At 73.4% G+C, this 23,198-nt stretch carries 19 protein-coding genes and 1 pseudogene; 9 read left to right on the forward strand and 11 right to left on the reverse strand.

Translation table 11 applies throughout. From position 1 onward, the window contains the following. The first annotated feature begins 120 nt into the window (after positions 1-120). The 4 genes from BN6_RS21670 to BN6_RS21685 all read left to right on the forward strand — a co-directional run bounded on the left by BN6_RS21670 (position 121) and on the right by BN6_RS21685 (position 5,390). Entirely contained in the window at positions 121-2,694 is a 2,574-nt protein-coding gene (locus BN6_RS21670; protein WP_015101868.1) for an XRE family transcriptional regulator, read from the forward strand. After that, entirely contained in the window at positions 2,691-3,569 is an 879-nt protein-coding gene (locus tag BN6_RS42200; RefSeq protein WP_015101869.1) for a hypothetical protein, read from the forward strand. Before BN6_RS21670 ends, BN6_RS42200 begins: the two co-directional genes overlap by 4 nt. A gap of 109 nt (positions 3,570-3,678) precedes the next feature. After that, positions 3,679-4,764 carry an S-(hydroxymethyl)mycothiol dehydrogenase gene (locus tag BN6_RS21680; protein WP_015101870.1) on the forward strand — a complete coding sequence of 362 codons (1,086 nt, stop codon included), beginning with the start codon at positions 3,679-3,681 and terminating at the stop codon, positions 4,762-4,764. Next, positions 4,761-5,390 (forward strand): MBL fold metallo-hydrolase, encoded by a 630-nt coding sequence (locus tag BN6_RS21685; protein ID WP_041317628.1) that lies wholly within the window; start codon positions 4,761-4,763, stop codon positions 5,388-5,390. The genes BN6_RS21680 and BN6_RS21685 overlap by 4 nt, the downstream gene beginning before the upstream one ends. 234 nt (positions 5,391-5,624) lie before the next feature. Here BN6_RS21685 and ligA read toward each other — a convergent pair whose 3' ends face one another. Both ligA and BN6_RS21695 read right to left on the reverse strand, forming a co-directional pair. Further along, positions 5,625-7,616: an NAD-dependent DNA ligase LigA gene (ligA, locus tag BN6_RS21690; RefSeq protein ID WP_015101872.1), complete on the reverse strand. Its 1,992-nt coding sequence runs from the start codon at positions 7,614-7,616 to the stop codon at positions 5,625-5,627. Between the two features lie 106 nt (positions 7,617-7,722). Then, positions 7,723-8,460, reverse strand: coding sequence for an acetoacetate decarboxylase (locus BN6_RS21695; RefSeq protein ID WP_041313571.1), 738 nt, complete (start codon positions 8,458-8,460; stop codon positions 7,723-7,725). A gap of 124 nt (positions 8,461-8,584) precedes the next feature. On the opposite strand from BN6_RS21695, the gene BN6_RS21700 reads away from it, so the two are divergent. Continuing rightward, positions 8,585-9,454, forward strand: coding sequence for a 3-hydroxyacyl-CoA dehydrogenase family protein (locus tag BN6_RS21700; protein WP_041313573.1), 870 nt, complete (start codon positions 8,585-8,587; stop codon positions 9,452-9,454). Positions 9,455-9,464: 10 nt separating this feature from the next. Beyond that, positions 9,465-10,064, forward strand: coding sequence for a TetR/AcrR family transcriptional regulator (locus BN6_RS21705; RefSeq protein ID WP_041313576.1), 600 nt, complete (start codon positions 9,465-9,467; stop codon positions 10,062-10,064). A 70-nt stretch (positions 10,065-10,134) separates the two neighbouring features. Here BN6_RS21705 and BN6_RS21710 read toward each other — a convergent pair whose 3' ends face one another. From BN6_RS21710 to BN6_RS21720, 3 genes are read right to left on the reverse strand one after another with little or no spacing between them, the layout of a single operon-like run. Next, positions 10,135-10,656, reverse strand: a complete 522-nt coding sequence (locus tag BN6_RS21710) for a (2Fe-2S)-binding protein (RefSeq protein WP_015101876.1) — start codon at positions 10,654-10,656, stop codon at positions 10,135-10,137. Further along, the gene (locus tag BN6_RS21715; RefSeq protein ID WP_015101877.1) at positions 10,653-11,498 is read right to left on the reverse strand and encodes an FAD binding domain-containing protein; all 846 of its coding nucleotides are present in this window, start codon (positions 11,496-11,498) and stop codon (positions 10,653-10,655) included. Before BN6_RS21715 ends, BN6_RS21710 begins: the two co-directional genes overlap by 4 nt. After that, positions 11,495-13,843 carry a xanthine dehydrogenase family protein molybdopterin-binding subunit gene (locus BN6_RS21720; protein WP_015101878.1) on the reverse strand — a complete coding sequence of 783 codons (2,349 nt, stop codon included), beginning with the start codon at positions 13,841-13,843 and terminating at the stop codon, positions 11,495-11,497. Before BN6_RS21720 ends, BN6_RS21715 begins: the two co-directional genes overlap by 4 nt. Before the next feature lie 278 nt (positions 13,844-14,121). Here BN6_RS21720 and BN6_RS21725 point away from each other — a divergent pair, with 278 nt between their 5' ends. Further along, positions 14,122-14,493 carry a hypothetical protein gene (locus BN6_RS21725; RefSeq protein ID WP_015101879.1) on the forward strand — a complete coding sequence of 124 codons (372 nt, stop codon included), beginning with the start codon at positions 14,122-14,124 and terminating at the stop codon, positions 14,491-14,493. Between the two features lie 578 nt (positions 14,494-15,071). Further along, positions 15,072-15,308, forward strand: a pseudogene (locus BN6_RS21730) (catalase/peroxidase HPI); the annotation flags it as partial. Positions 15,309-15,380: 72 nt separating this feature from the next. On the opposite strand, the gene BN6_RS21735 reads toward BN6_RS21730, so the two are convergent. The 4 genes from BN6_RS21735 to BN6_RS21750 all read right to left on the reverse strand — a co-directional run bounded on the left by BN6_RS21735 (position 15,381) and on the right by BN6_RS21750 (position 18,809). Then, on the reverse strand, positions 15,381-16,397 hold the full coding sequence (locus BN6_RS21735; protein WP_015101881.1) for a DUF2330 domain-containing protein: 1,017 nt from the start codon (positions 16,395-16,397) through the stop codon (positions 15,381-15,383). A 70-nt stretch (positions 16,398-16,467) separates the two neighbouring features. Next, positions 16,468-17,310: an SMI1/KNR4 family protein gene (locus BN6_RS21740; protein WP_015101882.1), complete on the reverse strand. Its 843-nt coding sequence runs from the start codon at positions 17,308-17,310 to the stop codon at positions 16,468-16,470. 21 nt (positions 17,311-17,331) lie between these two features. Further along, on the reverse strand, positions 17,332-17,838 hold the full coding sequence (locus BN6_RS21745; protein WP_041313579.1) for a hypothetical protein: 507 nt from the start codon (positions 17,836-17,838) through the stop codon (positions 17,332-17,334). Positions 17,839-17,963: 125 nt separating this feature from the next. Then, entirely contained in the window at positions 17,964-18,809 is an 846-nt protein-coding gene (locus tag BN6_RS21750; RefSeq protein ID WP_015101884.1) for a siderophore-interacting protein, read from the reverse strand. Between the two features lie 305 nt (positions 18,810-19,114). Here BN6_RS21750 and BN6_RS42205 point away from each other — a divergent pair, with 305 nt between their 5' ends. Beyond that, complete coding sequence (locus tag BN6_RS42205; protein ID WP_015101885.1) at positions 19,115-20,482, forward strand: oxygenase MpaB family protein; 1,368 nt, start codon at positions 19,115-19,117, stop codon at positions 20,480-20,482. On the opposite strand, the gene BN6_RS21760 is transcribed toward BN6_RS42205, so the two are convergent. Together BN6_RS21760 and BN6_RS21765 are read right to left on the reverse strand one after the other, a co-directional pair. Further along, the gene (locus BN6_RS21760) at positions 20,430-21,761 is read right to left on the reverse strand and encodes a cysteine desulfurase (RefSeq protein ID WP_015101886.1); all 1,332 of its coding nucleotides are present in this window, start codon (positions 21,759-21,761) and stop codon (positions 20,430-20,432) included. The two genes, BN6_RS42205 and BN6_RS21760, sit on opposite strands and share 53 nt — an antisense overlap. Further along, the gene (locus BN6_RS21765; RefSeq protein ID WP_015101887.1) at positions 21,748-23,127 is read right to left on the reverse strand and encodes a family 2B encapsulin nanocompartment shell protein; all 1,380 of its coding nucleotides are present in this window, start codon (positions 23,125-23,127) and stop codon (positions 21,748-21,750) included. The genes BN6_RS21760 and BN6_RS21765 overlap by 14 nt, the downstream gene beginning before the upstream one ends. Between the last annotated feature and the right edge of the window lie 71 nt (positions 23,128-23,198).

Raw genomic sequence — 23,198 nt, forward strand, 5'->3', positions numbered from 1 at the left:
CCGGCGGCACGGGGCCGTCGTGCCCGCGTGGGCTGCCGCCGTCACGCACCGCCCGTCGCGTCGCGCCCACTCGATCCGCCCGCCGCACCGCGCCCGCCCGTGACGTCGAGGAGGTGGCCGATGTCCGACCCGGCACGCGTCGCCACCCGTGACGACTTCGGCCGCGAACTGGGCCTGCTGCGGGAGGCGGCCGGGCTGACCGTCCGGGGTCTCGCCGGGGCGATCGGCGTGCCGGCGAGCACGCTCGGCGGCTACTTCACCGGAGCCCACCTGCCTCGACCCGGCAGCACCGCCTTCCGCGACCTGCTGCGCGCGTGCGGGGTAACGGACGGTGCGGCGGCCGACGCCTGGGTGCTGGCGCTGCGCCGGGCCCGGGTGGTGCGGCCGGAACCCGCGCCCGAGCCGCCGCCGGGTCCCGCCGGTTCGCCGGAGATCGTCGTGTCGACCCGCGCGCCCGTGGACCGGCTCGCGCGCCAGCCCCGACCGCGGGGCCGGGACGATCTGCTCGACCGGCTCTCGGCGGTGTTGCGCGAACCAGGCGACGGCTGCCGGACACACGTGCTGCACGGGCTCGGCGGCTGCGGCAAGAGCACCGCGGCCCTGGCCCTGGCCCGTCTGGCGGAGCGGCGGGGCGTCCAGGTGTGGTGGGTGTCGGCCGGTGATCCCGCCCTGTTCACCGCGAGCGTGCACGCGGTCGCGGTGGAACTCGGGATCGCGCCCGAGCAATTGCGCCTGGGCAGCTTGCCCGACCGGGTGTGGGCGGGCCTCGTCGCGTACGAGCGGCCGTGGCTGCTGGTCTTCGACGAGGCCGACGAGCCGTCCCGGCTGGCCCTGCCGGGCGCGGTTGTGTCCGACGGCAACGGCTGGCTGCGGCCGGGCGTCCCGGCGCACGGCGCGGTGCTGGTCACCACCCGCAACAGGGCCCCCGAGCACTGGGCCGCGGTCGACCGGCGGTGGCTGCGGCTGCACGCGGTCGACACCCTGTCCCCCGACGACGGCGCGCGTGTCCTGCTCGAACTGGCCGGGGAGGCCGCGGGCGACCTCGCGGCGGCCCGCCGGCTGTCCACCAGGCTGGGCGGCCTGCCGCTCGCGCTGCGCCTCGCCGGCCACTACCTCCGGGAGGTCACTGCCATGCCGCCGAACTTCGCTGATCGAGGCGACCCCGCGAACTTCGACGAGTACGCCGCGGCGATGGACGAGGGCAAGCACGACGACCTCCTCGACGCGCGGCCCGACGCCGGCCACCGCGAGACCATCGGACGCACCTGGGAGCTCTCGCTGGACATGCTCGCCAACACCGGGGCACCGGAGGCCCGCCCGGTCCTGCGGCTGCTGTCCTGCCTGCGATCTGCACCGGTCCCGGTCGACCTGCTGCGCGCCGACGTCCTCGCGGCCTCGCCGCTGTTCCCCGCGCTCACCGCGCGCCGGTTGTGGCACGCGATCACCGAACTGATCAACGTCGGCCTGGTCGACCGCCGGCCCACCGGGGACGGGAGCGCCGAGTCGCTCGTCCTGCACCCACTGGTGCGCGAGGCGTCGCGGCGTCAGGACGACATGGCCGGCGACGCGGCGGCCTACCTGGCGCTGCTGGCCTCGCTCCTGTCGCACGCGGTGCGCGACCTGGACCCGAAACACCCGTCCTCGTGGGCGCGCTGGTCGGCGCTGGCCGTGCACTGCCCGGCACCGCTGGACCTGGTCGTGGAACGGGGGCCGGGCCAGGTGCGCGACGCCACCGCCGTACTGCGGCCGGCGCTGGCCGCAGCACGGTACCTGCGCGCGGCGGGCCACCCGTCCCAGGCGGTCGAGGAGTGCGCTGCGGTGCTCTCCGCCGCACGGGGACTGCTGGACCGAGACCACCCCGTCACCCTCGCGCTGCACCACGAACAGGGCCGCAGCCGCTACGAGGCCGGTCGTTACGACCAGGCCAAGCGCGACCTGCACGACGTGCTGGAGCGGCGTCGTCGGGTGTTGGGCGGTGATCACCCGGACACCGCGACCACGCTCCACTACCTGGGTCGTGTCCTGCTCGACCACGACCTGGTCGACTTCGCCGAGCGCTACTTCGCCGAAGCTCTCGACATCCGTCGCCGGACTCTCGGTGACCGCCACCCGGACACACTGACCAGCTTGAACAACATGGCCGCCGTTCACCTGGAGCGCGGCCGGTCGGCCGGGGACGACACCGGGCGCGGCGAACTGGACGCCGCCGACACCCTGCTCCAGCAGGTACTGGCGGCCCGCCGGGAGGCGCTCGGCGACGAGCACCCGGCCACTCTGGTCACCCACTACCACCTGTGCCGGTTGGCGCAGGAGCGCGGTGATCTCGACCTCGCCGAGCGGCTGCTGCGCCGGCTCGCCGACGTCGGCGCGCGGGTCCTCGGACCGGCGCACCGGCGCACGTTGGGCGCCCGCCAACTGCTGGCTGACGTCCGTCACTCCCAGGGTGACGCGGCGGAGGCCGGCGAGCTGACCCGGGACGTCCTGCGGACGCGTGACCGGATGCTCGGCTGCGACCACCCGGCGACCCTGGTGTCCCGCCACCGGCTGGCCCTGCTGCTGCGCGAGCGCGGCGAGGTCGAGCAGGCTTGTGTGCTCCTGACCGCCGTCGTGGCCGATCGGCACCGCGTGCTCGGTGCGCGGCACCAGGAGACCTGCCGCGCTTCGGCAGATCTGGCCGCGTTGGAGGAGTCATGACAGACGTGCCGCGCGACCTGACTGCCCCCGTCGACGCACGGGTCCTCCGGTTCCGCGACCGGGACACCGTGCCGGCCGGCGGGCCGGAAGCGCTGTTGGCCGGCGGTGTCGACCCCACGACGCTGCTGAGAATGCGAACGCGACTCTGCTCCGTCGAGTGCCTGCTGCTCTCGCGTCTGGTGGAGGAGCACGTCGTGGCCCACCAGGTCGTCGTGGAGCCGACCGTGTGGGTACCCCGCCAGGTGACCGCTGCCGACTTGGTGCTCCCCACCCAGGCCCGCCGGTCCGTGGCCCCCGCCGCGGGGGACGACCCGTCGTCACCGGGCAGGCGGGCGCGGCGGCCGTTGCGGATGGGGTTCGTTGTGGACGTCGTCGGCTACGGCGCACGCACGGCGCGGCTGCGGGCGTTGGCTCAGCGCCGGGTTTCCGAACTGAACTCGGCCGTGCTGGAGCACCTGGGCGTCGATCTGCGGGACGTCGACCACCAGGGAACCGGGGACGGCGTGCTCGTGTTCCTGCCGCCCCACGTGGACGTGCCGTGGACGGTGCCCCGGCTGCTGCGCGGCTGGTGGGACCTGTTGCACGAGGACAACGAGCTGTACACGGACCGGTTGCGGCTGCGCATGGCGGTGGCGCTCGGCCCGGTCGCCCCCGGACCGCTGGGATTCGTCGGCCCGCCCGCGACGACGGCGGGGCGACTGCTGGACAGCGAGGTGCTGCGGGCCGCACTGGCCGAGGAGCAGGCCACCGACCTTGCGGTACTGGTGTCCGACGCGGTGCACTCCTTCGCCGTCGACCCGGCCGACCCCGCGTTCACCCGCCGCCCGGTCGGGGTGAAGGACTACCGCGCCGACGGGTGGCTGTGGGTCGGATGACCGGTGGCGGGTGGCGTGTTCCATTGTGGAGGGGCGAGGGGCGGTTTTCGCGTGCACGGGGGCGTGGCATAGAACAGACTCGGACTGCACGCATTCGAGGAGGAACTTCGTGGCTCAGACGGTTCGCGGCGTGGTCGCACGGGGCAAGGGCGCTCCGGTCGAGGTGGTGGACGTCGTCGTCCCCGACCCCGGTCCGGGCGAGGCCGTGGTGAAGGTGCAGGCCTGCGGGGTCTGCCACACCGACCTGCACTACCGGGAGGGCGGCATCAACGACGAGTTCCCGTTCCTGCTCGGCCACGAGGCGGCCGGGGTCGTGGAGTCGGTCGGCGCGGGTGTCACCGACCTCGCGCCGGGTGATTTCGTGGTGCTCAACTGGCGGGCGGTCTGCGGCACGTGCCGGGCCTGCCTCAAGGGCAAGCCCTGGTACTGCTTCGCCACCCACAACGCGTCCCAGCCGATGACGCTGGCCAACGGCACGCCGCTGTCGCCGGCGCTGGGCATCGGGGCGTTCGCGGAGAAGACGCTGGTGCACAGCGGGCAGTGCACGAAGGTCGACCGGAAGGCGTCGCCGACCGTGGCCGGGCTGCTCGGCTGCGGCGTGATGGCCGGGTTCGGCGCGGCGGTCAACACCGGCAACGTCTCGCGCGGGGACAGCGTCGCCGTCATCGGCTGCGGCGGGGTCGGCAACGCGGCGGTGGCCGGTGCCCGGCTCGCCGGGGCCACCACGATCGTCGCGGTCGACATCGACCCCCGGAAGCTGGAGTGGGCGCGCGGCCTGGGCGCGACGCACACGGTGGACGCCTCGGCCGAGGACGCCGTGGCGCGCGTCCAGGAGCTGACCGGCGGGTTCGGCGCGGACGTGGTGATCGACGCGGTGGGCCGACCGGAGACGTGGCGGCAGGCGTTCTACGCCCGCGACCTGGCCGGGACCGTGGTCCTGGTGGGCGTGCCGACGCCGGACATGCGGATCGACATGCCGCTGATCGACTTCTTCTCGCGCGGCGGCGCGCTCAAGTCGTCCTGGTACGGCGACTGCCTGCCGTCCCGCGACTTCCCGTACATGATCGACCTGTACCTCCAGGGCCGGCTCGACCTCGACGCGTTCGTCAGCGAGACCATCGCGCTGGACGACGTGGAGGCGGCGTTCGCGAAGATGCACCACGGCGACGTGCTGCGTTCGGTGGTGGTGTTCTGATGGCCCGCGTCGACCACGGCGTCACGCGCGGCACGTTCAGCCTCGACGGGCAGACCTTCGACGTCGACAACAACGTGTGGGTGATCGGCGACGACGCGGAGTGCGTGATCATCGACGCGCCGCACGACGTCGACAAGATCCTGCACGTGGTGGGCGGTCGCGAGGTGAAGGCGATCCTGGCCACGCACGCGCACGACGACCACGTCCGGGTCGCCCCCGCCCTGGCCGCCGCGACCGGTGCCCCGGTCCTGCTGCACCCGGCCGACCGGGTGCTCTGGGACCTGGTCCACCCGACGGTCGCCCCGGACGGCGACCTGGCCGACGGGCAGGTCGTGGAGATCGCGGGCACCGCCCTGCACGTCCTGCACACCCCGGGCCACGCGCCCGGCGCGTGCTGCTTCCACGCCCCGGAGCTGGGCGCGGTCTTCACCGGCGACACCCTGTTCCACGGCGGTCCGGGCGCGACCGGCCGCTCGTACTCGGACTTCGACACCATCATCGAGTCGATCACCCAGCGCCTGCTGGTGCTCCCGGAGCACACCGTCGTGCACACCGGGCACGGCGACGACACCACGATCGGAGCCGAGGCCCCGCACCTCGGGGACTGGATCACCCGCGCGGGCTGACCGCGCGACGCCTGGCGGGCCCGGCGGCGGGTCGCTCCCGCCGCCGGGCCCGCCAAGGCGAACACCACCGGCTCCGGCCGGTCTCCCCCCGCAGGACCGCAGCAGCAGGACCGCAGCAGGAGGACGGCCGGAGGACGGGCCGCCGGCGGGCCGCAGCGGGTGCGGATACCCGACGAGGCCGGACGAGGCGGGCCATCCGTCCAGACCGCTGTGGACGGATGGCGGGCAGCGGGGTCAGGCGATGCCGGCGGCGATCAGGAGGGGCCAGATCTCGCCCTGGTCCACGACCGCGACTTCGAGCTTCTCGGCCTTGGTGAGCTTGCCCTCACCGACGTCCGCGCCGGTGATCAGCATGTCGGTGTTCGCCGAGACCGAGGACGCGGTGGTCGCGCCGGCCTTCTCGCACATCCGCTGGAACGTCGGGCGCGGGATCTTCTCGCCCGAGCGCGGGTCGCTGATCGAGCCGGTGATGACGACCGTCTTGCCCGCCAGCGGCGCGTCGGAGGCGACGACCGGGGGCAGGTCCTCCTCGCGCACGTCGAGCGAGACCTCCTGCTCCCGCAACCGCTCCAGCTCCGGGCGCAGCCGGGTCAGGTGCTCGGTGAGCGACGCGGCGACCTTCGGGCCGATGTCCTCCACGGCCACCAGGCGCTCCTCGCCGGCGTCGGCGACCTCCTCCAGCGAGCCGAACCCGGCGCGGCACAGCCGGGCGGCGGTGCCCTCGGAGGCCATCGGGATGGCCAGGCCGATCAGCGCGCGGCGCAGGCCGACGGCGCGGCTGGTCGCGATGGAGTCGATCATCCGCTGGGCAGAGGTCTCGCCGATCCGGTCGAACTCCAGCAGCTGCTCCTTGGTCAGGGTGTAGAAGTCCGACGGGCGCTCCAGGATCCCGGCCTCGGCCAGCCGCTCGATCCACACCGGACCGACCGCCTCGATGTCGGCCGCCGGGCGGGACGCCCAGTGGATCAGCCGGCGCACGGTCTGCGCCGGGCAGGCCACGTTGGTGCAGAACAGCTCCCGGCTGTTGCCCTGCTCGACCACCGCCTGCCCGCACGACGGGCAGGCGACCGGCGGCACGATCTCCTGCTCCGCGCCGGTGCGCGCGGCCGGGTCGAGAACGCCTGCCACGAACGGGATCACGTCGCCCGCGCGGCGGATCAGCACCGTGTCGCCGATCATCACGTCCCGGGCGCGGATCACCTCCTGGTTGGCCAGCGTCGCCTTGGTCACCGTCGTCCCGCCGACGAACACCGGCTCCAGGTGCGCGACCGGCACGATCTTGCCCGTCTTGCCGACGTCCCAGACCACATCGGACAGCACGGTGGTCTTCTCCTCGGCGGCGAACTTGAACGCCAGCGCGCCGCGCGGCGAGTTCGAGCGCGTCCCGGCGGCGGCGAACGCGTCCCGGTTGGCCAGCCGCAGCACCGCGCCGTCCAGGTCGTAGTCGAGGTCGTTGCGCCGGGTCTCGATCTCGCCGATGACCGCCTGCGCCGACTCCGCGTCGTCGCAGTGCCGCATGTCGGCCACGTCGAACCCGAGCGCGCGCAGGCCGTGCTCCAGGTCGGCCGCGGCACCGCCCTCGGAGGTGTCGAGGTCGAACGCGAAGTACTGCATCCGCCGCCCGGCGACCGTGGCCGGGTCCTTGGCGCGCAGCGTGCCGGCGGCGGCGTTGCGCGGGTTGATCAGCGGCTTGTCGACGTGCGCGGCGTTGTAGGCGGCGAACGTCGAGCGCAGCATCACCGCCTCGCCGCGCACCTCGACCCGGCCGGGCGCGTCGACCCGCTCCGGCACGCCGTCGACCATCGCGCGCACCAGCGGTGTCACGTCGTCGCCGGTCGTCCCGTCGCCCCGGGTGACCGCGCGGGCCAGCCGGCCGTTCTCGTAGACCAGGGCCAGCGACAGGCCGTCGAGCTTGGGCATGACCACTACCGACTGACCGGGGAACCGGTCGAAGAACGCGGCGACCTGCTCGGGCCTGGTCGCCTTCTCCAGCGACAGCATCGGCCGCGAGTGCCGGACCGGGGCGTGCAGCACCGCCGGCGCGCCCACCTGCTCCAGCGGGTTCGGATCGGGCGCGAGCTCCGGGTTGGCCTCCACCAGGCCCCGCAGCTCGTCCTCGATCACGTCGTACTCGGCGTCCGCCACCAACGGCGTGCCCTGGTAGTACGCCTCGCGCAGCGCCACGATCCGGTCGGCGAGTCCTTGGATCCGTTCCCCAACATTCACGGCGTACAAGTTACCCGCGACCACCGACAATCCACCGCACCACGCTCGGGTGACCGACCCGAACGCGCTGGTCCGGGCACCGCCGGCGTGGTATCCGGCGCGATCTTCAGGCGCGCAGGAAGTCGTGCACCGGCACGACCGGGGCCAGCGTGAGGTCGGTCAGCACGTGGGAGGCCGACACGACCTCCAGCACCGGCAGGTCGGCCAGCGGTGCCATGACGTGGGCCAGCAGTTGCAGGCGCGCCGGGCCCTGCCACGCCTGCTTGACGGTGATGTCGGTGATCTCGGTGCGGACCAGGTCGCACACGCGCAGGCCGCCGGAGTAGTCGGGGGTGCTCTTGACCGCGAACGTCGGCACGGCGATCTGGGCGCGCGCCTGGTCGTGGTCCAGCGGCTGGTGCTTGTAGGCCATGGTGGCGGTCGCGACGCGTTGGCTGCCGTAGTCCAGCGTGCCGACCAGCGCACCGTCCTCTGCGAACAGTCGCGGGCGGCCGCCGGTCTTGGGGTAGGCGGACAGCTCCCGTCCGGCGAGGATCGCGCCGACGTTGTCGAGGTGCATCGCGTGCAGGTACTCGCCGTCCTCGCCGTCGAAGCGGACCGCGACGACCTGCCCGGCTTCGGTGTACGGGCCGTAGCCGTCGACGTCGCCCATGCGCATGACCTCGAACCGCACCAGCGGCTCGACGACCTCCAGCGGCTCGGGCACCACGGCCCGCAGCGCGTCCGGGTCGGTGCGGTAGACGACGTTGAGGTACTCCCGGTCCACGAACCGGGTGGCGCGCAGCGGGTAGGGCGGCGCTGTCAGCGGGGTCACGGGGTGGCGGAGGAGCTTGTCAGTGTGCATGTCGGCCTCCGAAGAGTACAGTCTGTATCGGATACATACCGTACTCGTTCTAGCCGGGGCCGCGCCCGGGTGTGGCCGCCGGAACACGCTCCCCGCGCGGGGAGCACCCGAAGGAGTGATCCCGATGAGCTTCGCCGTGCCCACCGACCACCGGACCCGCCCGGCCGCCGTCATCGGCGCGGGCACCCTGGGACGGCGGATCGCCCTGATGCTCGCCACCCGCGGCGGCGAGGTGCGCGTCTACGACCCGGCCGGGCCGCAGCGCGAGGCCACCGTCGACTACGTCCGGCAGAACCTCGACGCCGTCACCGCCCGCATCCCCGACGGCACCCCCGGCACCGTGTCGGCCACCGACGACCTCGCCGCCGCCGTCGCGGACGCGTGGCTGGTCGTGGAAGCCGTTCCCGAGCGGCTGGACCTCAAGACCCGGGTCTTCGGGCAGTTGGACGAACTCGCCCCGGCCGACGCGGTGCTCGCCAGCAACTCGTCGTCCTACGCCAGCAGGCTGTTCCTCGACCGCGTCGAGCACCCGGAACGCGTGCTCAACGTGCACTTCTACATGCCGCCCACGCAGAACGCGGTCGACGTGATGTCCAGCGGCAAGACCGACCGGGACGTGCTCGACTTCATGATGGCGACCTTGCCGGAGTACGGCGTGCACCCCTTCGAGGCGCGCAAGGAGAGCACCGGGTTCATCTTCAACAGGGTGTGGGCGGCCATCAAGCGCGAATGCCTCGAACTGGTGGCGGAGGGCGTCTCCACCCCGCACGACGTCGACGGCATGTTCCAGGTCAACACCGGCATGAAAGGCGGTCCTTTCCGGATGATGGACCAGGTGGGGCTCGACGTCGTGCTGGACATCGAGGAGCACTACGCGGCCGAGCACCCGGAGTACCCGGAAGGTCCCCGGGTGCTGCTGCGCGACTACATTGACCGCGGACGCCTCGGGGTCAAGAGCGGCGCCGGGTTCTACGACGACTACCCCACGCCCTGACGGGAGGCCGATGCCGAAGTCGCCCACGAAGACCCGCCCGAAAACCGTGACGGCGTTGATGAACAGCGCCCGTGCGCTGTTCGTCGAACGCGGCTTCCACGCGACGTCCATCAGCGACATCTGCGGGCACGCGGGCTTGACGCGGGGCGCCTTCTACTCCAACTACCGCGACAAGGAACAACTGTTCCTGGCGCTGTTCGACGTCGAGGCCGACCGGGTGCTGTCCGACATGGCCCAGGCCGTCGCCGAGGTCTCCCCCGGCGCCGACCCGGTCCGGCACATCATCGACCGGGTCGGCGCGCACCGGCGGGAGAACCACCGGTGGTTCCTGGTGTCCATGGAGTTCACGCTGCACGCCGCCCGCACGCCCGAACTGGCCGCCGAACTCGCCCCGCACGAGGACCGGCTGACCACCGGGATGGCCGACCTGCTCGTCCGGTCGCTGCCGAACCTGACCCCCGACCACGCCCGCGACGTGGCCCGCCTGCTCACCGCGCTGCACGAGGGCACCACGGCCCAGGAACTCATCCACGGCAGCACCGCCACCGCGTTCCGGGACCGGCTCCTGTCCGACTTGATCGGCACGCTGGCCGCCGGCCGCACGCCCTGACGTCGGCGGCGGCCCGAGGGCGGCCCTCCGCCCCGTCGCGGGCGCGGCTGCCGCAAGCGGTTCCGCGCCATCACGACCCGGCGGACACGCCCTGGCTCCCGGGACCGGCGGTGCCCGGCGGCCCGTCCGCGCGCCGCCGGTTCTCGTCGCGGGCCGCGGCGATCGCCTTCACGATCGCGTTGTAGCCGGTGCAGCGGCACAGGTTGCCGGTGATCGCGGTGCGGATCTCGGCTTCGGTCGGTGTCGGGTTGTCGCGCAGCAGTTCCGTGGCCACCGCGAGCATCCCGGGCGTGCAGAAACCGCATTGCAGCGCGTGGTGGCGGCGGAACGACTCCTGGAGCGGGTTCAGCTCCGTGGTCGCCAGGCCCTCCACAGTCATCACCTCGCTGCCTTCCGCCTGGGCCGCCAGGACGCAGCACGACCGGGCCGTAGCGCCGTCCAGCAGGACCGTGCACGAGCCGCACGCGCCGTGCTCGCAGCCCACGTGCACACCGGTGAAACCCACGTCGTGGCGGAGGAAGTCGGCGAGCGTGCGGCGGGGTTCGCAGTCCGCCTCCTGCGCGCGGCCGTTCACCGTGACGCTGATCTTCACTCGGTCACCGCCTGTCGTAGTGCCCTGCGGGTCAGCACGGCCGTCATGTCGCGCCGGTACGCGGCCGGCGCGTGCACGTCGTCGACCGGGTCTGTCTCGGCCGCCGCCGCTTCGGCCGCCGCCTCCAGCACGTCCGGAGTCGGGACCGCGCCGCGCAGCAGGCGCTCGGCGGCGTGCGCGCGGATCGGCGTGGGTGCCGCGCCGGCCACCGCGACACGGGCGTCGGTCACGACGCCGTCGGCCGACACCAGCGACGTGAAGACCGCCGCCAGCGCCAGGTCGTCGGGGCGGCGGCTCAGCTCGGCCATGCCGTGGCGGGCGGTCGACGGCAGCAGCGGGACGCGGATCGCGGTGAGCAGCTCATCGGCGGCGAGCGCGGTGCGGTGCGGGCCGAGGAAGAAGTCACGGGCGTCGATCGTCCTGGTGCCGGCCGGACCGTGCGCGGTGAACACCGCGTCCGCCGCGAGCAGGACGGCCGGGAGCTCGGCCGCCGGGTCGGCGTGCGCGACGCTGCCGCCGACCGTGCCCCGGTTGCGCACGGACACGTTCGCGACGTGGGTCAGGGCTTCGGCCAGCAACGGCGCGGCCAGGCGCACGACCGGCGACGTCTCGGCGGCGCGGAGCCGGGTCAGCGCGCCGAGCACGAGCGCGGTGGCGGTCCGCTCGACGCCGGCCAGCGGCAGCCAGGACACGTCGACCACGAGCGCGGGCCGCCGGGCCCGCAGGTTCAGCAGCGGCACCAGGCTCTGGCCGCCCGCCAGCACGGCGGAGCCAGGTCCGAGGGCCGCCACCGCTTCGGCCACGGAGGACGGGCGCAGGTACTCGAAGGGCGCGGCCTTCACCGGCCACCTCCCGCTCGAATCGCCGCCAGCAGGTCCGGCGGCGTGATCGGCAACCCGGTGATGCGCACCCCGAACTCCGCGAGCGCGTCCTCCACGGCGTGCGCGATCGCCGCGCCGCCACCGATCACCCCGGCCTCGCCGGCACCCTTGAACCCGCCGGGGACGTGCTCGGCGGGCGTCTCCAGGTGCGAGATCCCGATCGGCGGCACCACCGCCGCGGTCGGCAGCAGGTACTCGGCGAACGACCGGGTCAGCGCCTCGCCGGACGGGCCGTACGCCAGCCGTTCGTACAGCGCGCCGCCGATGGCCTGCACCGCGCCGCCGGCCAGTTGGCCCTCGACGATCATCGGGTTGATCACCGTGCCGCAGTCGTGCGCGATGAGGTAGCCGAGCAGGTTCACCACGCCGGTCTCCACGTCGACCGAGGCGAGCACGGCCGTGCAGCCGAACGCGGTGACGACGTTGACCGGGTCGTAGACCTCGCGCTCGTGCAGCGTCGGCTCCTCGTCCTCGGGCAGCACGCCGGCGGGCCGCCGGTAGGCCGCGTCGCCGATCGCGGCGAAGCTCACCGCCGAGCCCGGCGCGCCCGCGACCGACACCACGCCGTCGGCGATCACCAGGTCGGCCGGCGAGGCTTCGAGGATGTGCGCGGCGATGCGCAACACCTTGGCGCGCAACCTGGTCGCCGCGTTGAGCACCGCCGCCCCGCCGACCGCCGCCGCCCGGCTCGCCGCCGTGCCGTACCCGGTGTAGGGGCTGGAGTCGGTGTCGCCCGCCACGACCGAGACGTGGTCCAGCGGGACGTCCAAGGCGTGCGCGGCGACCTGCGCCAACGCCGTGTGGATGCCCTGGCCCATCGACGTCTGTCCGGTGTGGACGGTGACGTGCCCGGTGGAGTCGATGCGCACCACGGCTTCGTCGAACCCGGAGTGGTCCAGCCCGGCCAGGTTCACGATCCGGGACGGCGCGAACCCGGCCACCTCGTTCTGGAACGAGTACCCGACGCCGACGTGCGCGCCGCCGGCCCGCGCCTCGGCCACGAAATCCGCCCACCCGGCCTGCCGCACGGCGTCCAGGCAGAGGTCCAGGCACTCGGCGTAACGGCCGCTGTCATAGACGAAAACGGGACTCTGGTAGGGGAACTCGGTCACGAAGTTGCGCCGCCGCACGTCGTGCGGGTCGAGTCCGAGCCGCCGGGCCAGCGCCTCGACCATGTGCTCGTGCACGAAGTTCGCCTTCGGCAGCCCGTAACCCCGGTACGAGCCGTACGGCGTCTTGTTGGTGAGGACGGCGACCACGTTCATCTCGTACGCCGGGATCGCGTACGGCCCGGTCATGACGGCCGCGGCCGTCCAGCACGGGCTGACGCCGACGGTGCTGAAGTTCGCGCCGAGCACGCCGTGCAAGGTGCCGCGCAGCCCGGTGATCGTGCCGTCGGCACGGGCCGCGATCTCGACGTCGATGTGCTGCTCGCGCGAGTGCACGGTGGCGACGAAGCTCTCCCGCCGGTCCTCGACCAGCTTCACCGGCCGTCCCGCCGCCCGGGACAGGACGGCGGCCACCACCTCGTCGCCGTAGAAGTCGAACTTGTTGCCGAACCCGCCGCCGATGTCCGGCACGCGCACCCGCACCTTGTCCACCGAGAGCCCCAGCACCTCGGCGAACAGTTCACGGGCCAGGTGCGGCGCCTGGGTGTTGAGCCACACGTCCAGGCGTGCGGTGAACGGGTCCCACGTCGCCACGACGCCGCGCGTCTCCAGCGGCGTGCCCATCTGGCGGGCGAACCGGAACGACTCGCGCAGCACCACGTCCGCCGCCGCGAACGCCGCTCCGACATCGCCCTGCGCCACCACGGTGCGGCCCGCGACGTTGTCCGGCCAGTCCTCGTGCAGGCGCGGCGCGTCCGGGGCCAGCGCCTGCTCCAGCGTCGTGACGGCGGCCAGCGGCGCGTACTCGACCTCGACCAGTTCCAGCGCGTCCTCGGCGGTGGCCCGGTCGACCGCCGCCACGGCCGCCACACCGTGGCCGGGGTAGAGGACCTTCCCGACGGCGAGCGGGTAGGCGACCGGCTGCGGCGCGTCCGGCGAGAGCCGCCACACCACCGGTTGCGGCCGGCGCACCACCGACCGCACGTCCGCGCCGGTCACGACGGCGAAGACGCCGGGGTGCGCGGCCGCCGCCGCCGTGTCGACCCGGACGATCCGGGCGTGCGGGTGCGGACTGCGCAGGACGGCCGCCTCCAGCACGCCCGGCGGCCGGATGTCGTCGATGTACACCGCGCGCCCGGTGAGCATGCGCACGTCCTCCGCGCGGCTCACCCGCGCGCCGATCAGCCCACCGCCCACGCCTCACCCCCGGTCGTCGCCGACCTCCACCCTGGCACCGATCTGCGGTCGCGGGGAATCACGCAGACGGTTACAAGCGCCGTCCGATCGCGTCGCCCGCCCCGCCGCCGAACGGCGGTCACGACGGACAGCGGTCACGAAGGGGCGCGGGACAGTCCACTTCGGACCGTCGAGCCGCGAACGGCCTTTCGGCGGTACTGCGACTTCACCGGATCGACTTTTATGAACCCCGTCGAACCGGACCCGACGACAACTATCGCGCTTCGCCAGGGAGAATAATGAACACTGCCACCACCCGCCGGATCGGAATGGCCGCGCTGGCCTTCGCAGCCGTCGCGGCATCGGTCGTCGCGGGCAATTCAGCGGCTGCGGCGCAAGCCGGGGGCCCGACCGCGGACGGCGTCGGCACCAGCGGTCTGCACAGGTCCTGGGCGTGCAGCCCACCGGCCGGTTTCACCTGGTCGGCCGTGCGGATCAACACCAATTGCGCCTGGCGCTTCGAGTACTACCTGCTCGACCCGGTGAACTACAACCTGACCGGGGTCTACGCCTGCAACATTCCATCCGGCTACACCTACACCGCGTCCCGGCAGGGCAACAACTGCTCCACCTCCGGATCCAGCTACGAATACCGACTGGCGAAAGCCTGACCGAGTCGGACAATCGGCCGCAGCGCATTCCCCGCCGAACGACGGCTTCACCAGCACGATCCCATCGGCCAGGTCGACTCCGGCGGCGACCGCCCACGCCAGGTCGCCGCGCGGGGTGAAGGAGCCCTGGACTGGGTTGCCCGCCCCCTACCGACCGCAGTGACAGCCTGGCCCCGCCACTGGTCCACGCGGCGGCGACCGAGGCGTGAGGGCCGGGCCTGTCCACCCGGCCCGGCCCCCGGCGCTGGTGGGGCTCGCACCCAAGGTATTGATGAGCCTCGAAGTCGCGAGCCACGACGCCCACACCACGACGGGCACCGGTTCGCGCGTCGAACTCCGCCGGGCACTGGCCCGCTGATCGGGCCGCCGCGTTCTGCGCCACGCTCCGAAGTGGATCCCGAGGCCTCGCCGCCGGGGCGCGTCGCGTCAACTGTGTCCTTCGTCTACTCGCGCAGACTTGATTGACTCCAGAAATTGAACAACACTGCGGCGCGTGCCCACGGCGTCCGACTTCGAGCAGTTGCTGCGCGGGGCGTCGCTGCGCGTGACAAGCCCTCGGATGGCCGTGCTCTCCGCGGATGGGCATCGAGTGGAAGCCGACCTCGCGCGAGGCGGAGACCTTCGAGGGCCGCGACCGCGCCACCGGCGAGGTCAGGTGGACCGGCAGCCGGGTCGACCTGGTGTTCGGCTCGAACTCCGAGCTGCGGGCGGTGGCCGAGGTCTGCGCGAGCGACGACTCGCAGGCGAAGTTCGTGCGGGACTTCGTGGCCGCGTGGGACAAGGTCATGAACCTGGACAGGTTCGACGTCGCGTGACCGCCGCCGTCCGGACCGGCCGCCCCTCGGCCGGTCCGGACGGCGGTCCGTCCACTGTGGAGCTTCGGGGGATCAGGCGGCTTTCCTGCTGCGCCGCCAGAGGAAGAACGCCACACCCGCCGCGACGACCAGCGCGCCGCCGACAGGGATCAGGACGTTGGCCGGCGGCCACGGCGACCGGACGATCTTGACGACCTCGACCACCGCGCGGTAGGGCTCGTCGGTCGAGGCGCGGGTGATCCGGACGTCGTCGGTGATGTGCTCCGGCCGGAACTCGCCGTCGTAGCGGGTCAGGAAGCGCGGGGTGGTCAGCAGCGCGGACAGCTTCGGGTGCTGCGCGTCCGGCTCCAAGCGACCCGCGAAGGTCAGCTCCGGCGCGTCGCCCTTCGGCGCGGGGTTGCCGATGTCGACGCGGTGGTCCGCCAGCACGTACAGGCGCAGCGGCTGGACCTGCTCCGCGGTCTTCGACAGCCGCATCGGGTAGATCGGGGTGTCGGTCTCGAAGGTCAGGCGCATCGGCGGCAGGCCGTCGGAGAGGCTGCCGGACGCCGGTGACAGTCGCACCGCGACGACCAGCCAGCCCTCCGCCAGGTAGGGTTGCAGCGCCCCACCCAGCTTCTCGGGCAGCGTGAAGTCGTTGGTCCCCAACCACTCCGTCACGGCGGACACGTCGGTGCCGCTGAGCTGGGCCACGTCGTAAGGCCCGACGTCGACCCGGTCCACGACCGTCGCGCCGCGCCCGGGTGCCGAGCCGCCGACGCCGTCACCTTGCACGACGACCTCGCGCTCCACCGTGTCCGGGCGGCTGACCTGGTCGAGTTCGGTGAACAGCCCGCCGTCGGCGACCTCGAACCGGGCGCGCGCGGGCACCGGCATCAGGAACGCCGCCTGCTTCGCCTCGGACCGGGTCTGCACCGCCAGGGTGATCGACTCCGTGCGCCCGTTCACCTCGACCAGCGCTGTTTCCTGTTGCGTGCGCAGCTTGTCGTTCGCGACGAACGCACCACAAGCACACGCCCCCGACACCGCCGGGTTGACCACCACCAAGGCAGCGGCGACCGCCACCACCGCCGCGATCCGAGCCGTCATTCGACCTTGAGCCACGCCACGTCCGACGCCCTCGGCGGCCTTTCGGTTCCGCTCCGGGGGACGCCCGCGGTCAGTCGGACCAGACCGGTTCGCCCTCGATGGTCCGTGCCGAGAGCACGTCGCAGCCCATCTCCCGGACGGCGGCGAGGATCACCGCGCGGGCCCCGACCTCGTCCCCCGGCGGGAACGCCACGCGGACCTGGTGCCCGTAGCAGTTCTCGTAGGTGAGCCGCCAGTCCCGGTCGACGGCCTTGAAGTGGTCCTGCCGGTTGCCCTCGCCGTCGTCGAACCCACCCCGGTCCGCGGTCGGGTGCAGCGCGTCGCGCAGGATCCGCAGGCGATCCCCGTGCGAACCCTCGCCTTCGGACAGTCGGACGTGGACGTGCGACAGCTCGCGGTGGGCGTCGAACCACGGCACGGCGGGCGGGGCGCCCAGCAGCGGGACGTCCAGCCGCCCGCTGAGGTAGCCGTGCAACAGCCCGACCGCGCCGACTTCGTAGCGGGCGGCACCACTGCGGGGGTTCCACACCACGGTCGGCCAGTCGTCGGGCTCGCCTTCGGTGAGCCAGCACAGCGCGTCGCCGTTGCCGGTGAGCGCCCACTCCAGCAGGCCGCCGGGCTCGGGGTGCAGCGGGTGCGGGACGTCCTCGGGCCACTCCTCCCGGTGCTCGCCGAAGACCTCGATCAGGCCGAGCCCGCGCGCGACCAGGCCGCCCGGCCCCTGGTCGGTGGGGAACGGGCTCAACAGCCCGATGTCGCCGAACCCGCCCGTGCCGTAGCGGGCGGTCAGCGCGGCGAAGTCGGACGGCAGGCGCAGCCCCAGTGCCGCTTGCGCGGCCCGCCAGTCACCCTCCGCGCCGACCGGCGACGCCGGGGGCGGTACCAGCGATACCAGGTCGTCGATGGTGGTCACGCCGGGCAACCCTACCGACCGTCACGGCCCGCGCAGGAACGGGCGTGCCGCGCCGTTGAGGCGGTCGACCGTCGAGCCGAACTCCGCCGTGGGCAAGGACACCGCGAACGACCACCCGCGTTCTCCCCTGTCCTTGGAGCCGCGCCGCCGCCTGATCGGCGTCTCGTGCAGGGAGCCGTTCGCACTCAGCAGGTAGATGGCGTCGCTGTCCCCGACGCCGTCGGGTGTCGGCAACGGGCGCGTCTCGAACCGCACGACCTCGTTCCACGGCACCACGTACGCGCGCTTCTGCGCGTTGTAGATCAAGACGCCACGCGGGCCCAGGTAGACACCGGCGCGCGCCGATCGCCACACCGTGAACCCGGCGGATCCGAGGAACAGGAACAGGAAAGCGGTCCCTCCGACCTCACCGGCCTGCACCAGGAACACACCCGCGCCGATCGCGGCGGCGACCAGGCCGACCTCGGCCGGCCCGACCACGTCCCAGGTCACCTTCCCGTTCGGCACCACCCGCAGCCACTCCCCCATGCGGGCAGCATCTGCCACCGATCGGACGGGCGCAATCGACCGGAGGACGGATCGCCCCGCACCTGCGCCACAACACGTCGGCAGGCCCGGACCCACCCGAACGCCGCCTGGTTCTTCGGGCCCGGTCAGTCCTCGTCCGGCTCGTGGGCGGTGTCCTCGGACCGGCCCACCCGCCAGTAGCCGCCGAAGCAGACCCGCTTGCGGTCCACCCCGAGGTCGGTGACGAAGTGCCGGCGCAGCTCGCGGACCAGGCTCGACTCGCCGGCCAGCCACACGTACCCGGGCCCGTCCGGCAGCACCGCCGCGCGCACGGCCGCCGACAGGGCGGAAGCACCGGAGCCGCGCACCAGCCAGGTGACCGAGACGCCGGCGGGCAGCGCCCAGTCCACCCGGTCGCCCTCGGCGGGCACTTCGAGGAAGACCTGCGCCGCGGCGTCGGCGGGCAGCGCCTCGACGATGTTCGAGATGGCCGGCAGCGCCGTCTCGTCCCCCACCACCACCTGCCACCCGGTGTCCGCCGGTGGCACGTAGTCCGCGCCGATGCGCTCGCCGGCGCGGTAGCCGGGGTACCGCCGGTCCGGGGCGAGCAGGACGGCCCGGTCGCCGGGCGTCACGACGCCCGCCCAGCGGGAGGCGGGGCCGGTGTCGCCGTGCCGGACGAAGTCGACGTCGATCTCGCCGTCGCGCGCGGCCCGGATCGTGTAGGTGCGCATGATCGGCCGCTCGGCCTCGGCCAGCTCCCGGTAGCGGGCGTACCAGTCGGGTCCTCGCGGCACGTCCGGGACGACCTCGCCGGGGCGCGGCAGGAAGACCTTGATCCGCTGGTCGGGGCCGCTGGTGGTGATGTCGCGCAGCCCCTCGCCGCCGAACGTGACCCGCACCAGGCTGGCACCGACCGACCGCACGGCCAGCACCTCGGCGTCGAAGTGCCGGAAGGGCTCGACCTCGACCTCGGTCGTCGTGACAGACATCAGCGCTACCCCGCCTCTCCTCGGACCGGGTGCGCACTACCCGTGCCACCACCCGACCCATGAAGGGTAGCCTAACCTTCACAACCACTGGATCACCGCGGCCCCGGCGCCCGGACAGTCGCTTGTGGACGCGGACCACCGCGGAACGCCCACGGCCGGCAGAACGCCCCGACGACCTCACGGGCTGTCGCCGTGCGTGACCGCAGAGCACGCTGACGGGGTCTTGCCGGTCACCCCGACGATCATCGACGATGCGGGCAGCCTGCTCTCGACCGGGCTCCCACCACCTCGGAGGTACCTCCCGGATGACCACTCAGGAGACGCTCGGACCGGGCTCGGCCACCTGGGACCGCCTCGGCCAGTGGCGCTACCTGCTGGTGGCCCACCGGACCCTGGTCCTGCAGGCCGCGCACCCGCAGATCGGCGCGGCGGTGTCCCAGTTCTCGGTCTACACCGCCCGGCCGTGGCGGCGCTACCAGCGCACCGTGGAGAGCCTCCTGACCTACGTCTACGGCACCGCCGCGGAACGCCGCCGCGAACTGGCCCGGCTGGAACGGCTGCACAGCCGGATGCGGGGGACCGACGCGCACGGCCGCCCGTTCACCGCCACCGACAACGCCGCCCGCGCCTGGGTGCACCTGACCCTGTTCGAGGGCGTCGTCACCCTCTACGAACTCGGCGGCGACGCGCTCTCCCCCGAGGAGGTCCGCCGGTTCTACGCCGAGTGGTGCGGCCTGGGCCGGCTGTTCGGGCTGGCCGAGGGCGACCAGCCCGCGACGCTGGAGGAGTTCCGCGAGTACTTCGACCGCATGGTGGCCGAGGAGCTGGAGGACAACGGGACCGTGCGGGACCTGTTGTCCGGCAGCATCTTCCGGATCCCGGTGCCCGGCGGGCTGCCGCTGCCGGAGGTGGTGTGGTCGCCGGTGCGGTACGTGATGGTCTCCGCCGCCGTGCAGGCCACCCAGGCGACGCTGCCCGAGGTGTACCGGCGCCGGCTGCGGCTGACCAGCCCGCCCGGCGCCGGCCTGGTCGTGTCCGGGGTGCACCGCGCCATCCGCACGGTCATGGACCTGGTGCCCAAGCCGTGGCGCTACCTGCCGTACGCCTCGGCCGCGATCAGGGCCACCGGCGAGGTCCGCGCCCGGCCGGGCAGCGCGCCCGAGGAGTTCTTCACCACGATCCTGGACCAGAGCGGCGACGGCGTGCTGCGGTGGGCGGACCTGCTCGGCATGGCCCGCGAGCTGAGCACCCACCTCGACCTCGACGCGGCCGACGAGGACGAGGTGCACGCCGCGTTCGACTCGTGGTGGCGGCAGCTGGTCACCGCCACCGGCACCCCGCCCGACGACGGGGTGGCCCTGGCCGCCTACCGCGCCGCGCTGGCCGACGGCCGCTACCCCGGCCCGGCCGACCCGGCCGAGGGGCACGGCCGGGTCGCCGACGTGATCTGCCGGCTGATCGACCGCAACGACGACGGCCAGGTGAGCCCCGCCGAGTACGCCCGGCTGCTCGCCGACAGCCCGCGCCGCCGCGAACTGGTGCTCGCGCTGAGCTCGCTGGACGGCGACGGCGACGGCACCCTGCACACCGAGGAGTTCCGGGGCGCGTTGACCGCCTTCCTCACCGGTCGCGACGACCTGGCCGCCGCCCGCCTGCTGCTGGGCCGGGTCTGACCCCGCCGGCCACGAACTCCAGCACCGCCCCGACCAGCGCGTCCACCTCGTCGGTGGTGTTGTAGAAGGCCGGCGACGCGCGCACGGTCACCGCCTCGCCCAACGCGGCCAGGGTGGGCTGGGCGCAGTGGTGGCCCACCCGCACCGCGATCCCCCGCCGGTCGAGGTGGGCCGCGAGGGCGACCGGGTCGGTGCCGTCGACCAGGAACGAGTGCACGGCGACCCGGCCCGGCGCAGCGCCGAACAGCCGCAGCCCCGGCACCTCGGCGAGCGCCCGGCACGCGTGCTCGGCCAGGTGCCGCTCGTGCGCCCGCACCCGCTCGCGGTCCAGCCCGCGCAGGTAGTCCACGGCCGCGCCGAGGCCGACCGCGCCGGCGATGTCGGCGGTGCCCGCCTCCATCCGGTGCGGTTGGCCGGCGAAGGTGGACCCGCCGAACGTCACGCGGTCGATCATGTTGCCGCCGGTCTGCCACGGCCCCATGGTCGCGAGCACCTCGCGCTTGGCGTAGAGCACGCCGATCCCGGTCGGCGCGAACATCTTGTGCCCGGACAGCACGTAGAAGTCGACGTCGAGGGCCCGGACGTCCACCGGGAAGTGCCCGACCGCCTGCGCGCCGTCGACCAGCACGCGCGCGCCGTACCGGTGGGCCAGCGCGACCATCTCGCGGATCGGCGGGACGGTGCCCAGGACGTTGGACGCGTGGGTGACCGCGACGAGCGCCGTCCGCTGGCTGAGCAGCGCGCGGAACGCGTCGAGGTCCAGCGCGCCGGTCGCGTCGATCGGGACGACCTTGAGCGTCGCCCGCCGACGCCGCGCGAGCTGTTGCCACGGAACGATGTTCGCGTGGTGCTCCAGCTCGGTGAGCACGATCTCGTCGCCCGCCCGGACCTCCGCCTCGCCCCAGCTGCCGGCGACGAGGTTGACCGCCTCGGTGGTGCCGCGCACGAACACCACCTCCTCCGGTCCGCCCGCGCCCAGGAACGCCGCGACCTTCGCCCGCGCGCCCTCGTACGCCTCGGTCGCCCGGCGGGCGAGCGCGTGCGCGCCGCGGTGGACGTTGGAGTTGTCGTGCAGGTAGTAGTCCACAAGGGACTCCACGACGGCGAGCGGCTTCTGCGTGGTGGCCGCGTTGTCCAGCCACACCAACGGGTTCCCGTCGACCGGCCGGTGCAGGATCGGGAAGTCCCGGCGGATCGCCGCGACCGGGAAGTCCGCGGCGCGCGGGGCCGGGACCCGCGCCGGGACCGACTCCCGCAGCCAGTACCTAGCGGTAGTCATGGTAGTTGCCGACCTCGACGTTCTCCAGCATCCCGATCGCGTCGTCCACCAGGACCGCCGCCGAGAAGTAGGACGACACCAGGAAGGACTTGATGCCCCGCTGGTCCAGCCCCATCGGCTCGACCGTGACGCCGGGCTCCCGCTCGTTGTCCAGCGCCGCCGGGCGCAGGCCCACCACGCCCTGGTGCTCCTCGCCGACGCGCAGCAGCAGGATGCTGGTCGTGCCGCCCGCGCTGCCGTCGAGCGGGATCTTGTCGCTGGGCAGCAGCGGGACGCCGCGCCAGGTGATCATGGGGCTGCCGAACACGTCCAGCACCGCGGGCGGCACCCCGCGCCGGGTGCACTCGCGGCCGAACGCGGCGATCGCCGCCGGGTGGGCCAGGAAGAACGCCGGTTTCTTCCAGACCAGCCGGAGCAGCTCGTCCAGGTCGTCGGGCGTCGGCGGGCCGGTCCGGGTGTGCACCCGCTGGGCGAGCGTGACGTTGTGCAGCAGGCCGAAGTCCCGGTTGGTCAGGATCTCGGCCTCCTGCGCCTCGCGCGCGGCCTCGACGGTCAACCGGACCTGCTGGTCGTACTGGTTCATCGGCGCGTTGTAGAGGTCGCCGACCCGGCTGTGCACCTGGAGCACGGTCTGCGCCACGCTGAGCTCGTACTCGCGCGGGTCGTCGGTGTACTCGACGAAGGTGCGCGGCAGCAGCGGCTCCCCGTCGTGGCCCGCCACCAGGGACACCTTCGCCTCGCCGGACCCGGCCCGCTCCCCCGGCCCGGCCCGCAGCCGCCCGTCGAGCCGGGGTTCGCGGGCGGCGAACTCGGCCAGCCGGGACCGTTCGAGGACCAGCAGGTGGCACGGCGTCGCGGTGCGCGCCTCGACCGTCCACGGGCCGCAGACGGCGAAGGCGTCCGCGTCGAAGAAGTCCCCGGTGCCGGCCACACCGGTCAGCGCGTCCTGCCCGGAGGCCGACGTGCCGTGGCACTCCACCCGTCCGCTGACCACCAGGTGCAGGCGGGTGGCCCGGTCGCCCGAGGTGAGCAGCGCGCCCGGCCCGACCACCTCGGCGGTGAAGGCCGCGGCGACGTCTTCGAGCAGCGCCGGCGGGCAGTCCCGGAGGAACCACAGCTCGCGCAGGTCCTCGGGCACCGGGCGCGGGTCGGCACCGGGCGAGGTGCTGATCCGGCCGTCGCCGACGCGGTAGTCGACGAGCTGGTTGACCCGGTAGGCGCCGGCTTCGAGGTCGACCCACGGCAACGCCCGCAACAGGTACCGGGGTGTGATCGCCCGCATCTGGGGCACGCTCTTGGTCGTTGTGGCGAGTGTCCGGGCCGCGCGGGTGGACAGGCTCGACCGCGGTTCGACCGTTCTCGTCACAAAATCCTCCGTATTCGCCGTGCGCCGATTGCCGCTTCTCGCGGCACGTGGTCGGGGTGACGCACAGCATC

Origin of the sequence: Saccharothrix espanaensis DSM 44229 (assembly GCF_000328705.1) — a bacterium.
Lineage (GTDB): Bacteria > Actinomycetota > Actinomycetes > Mycobacteriales > Pseudonocardiaceae > Actinosynnema > Actinosynnema espanaense.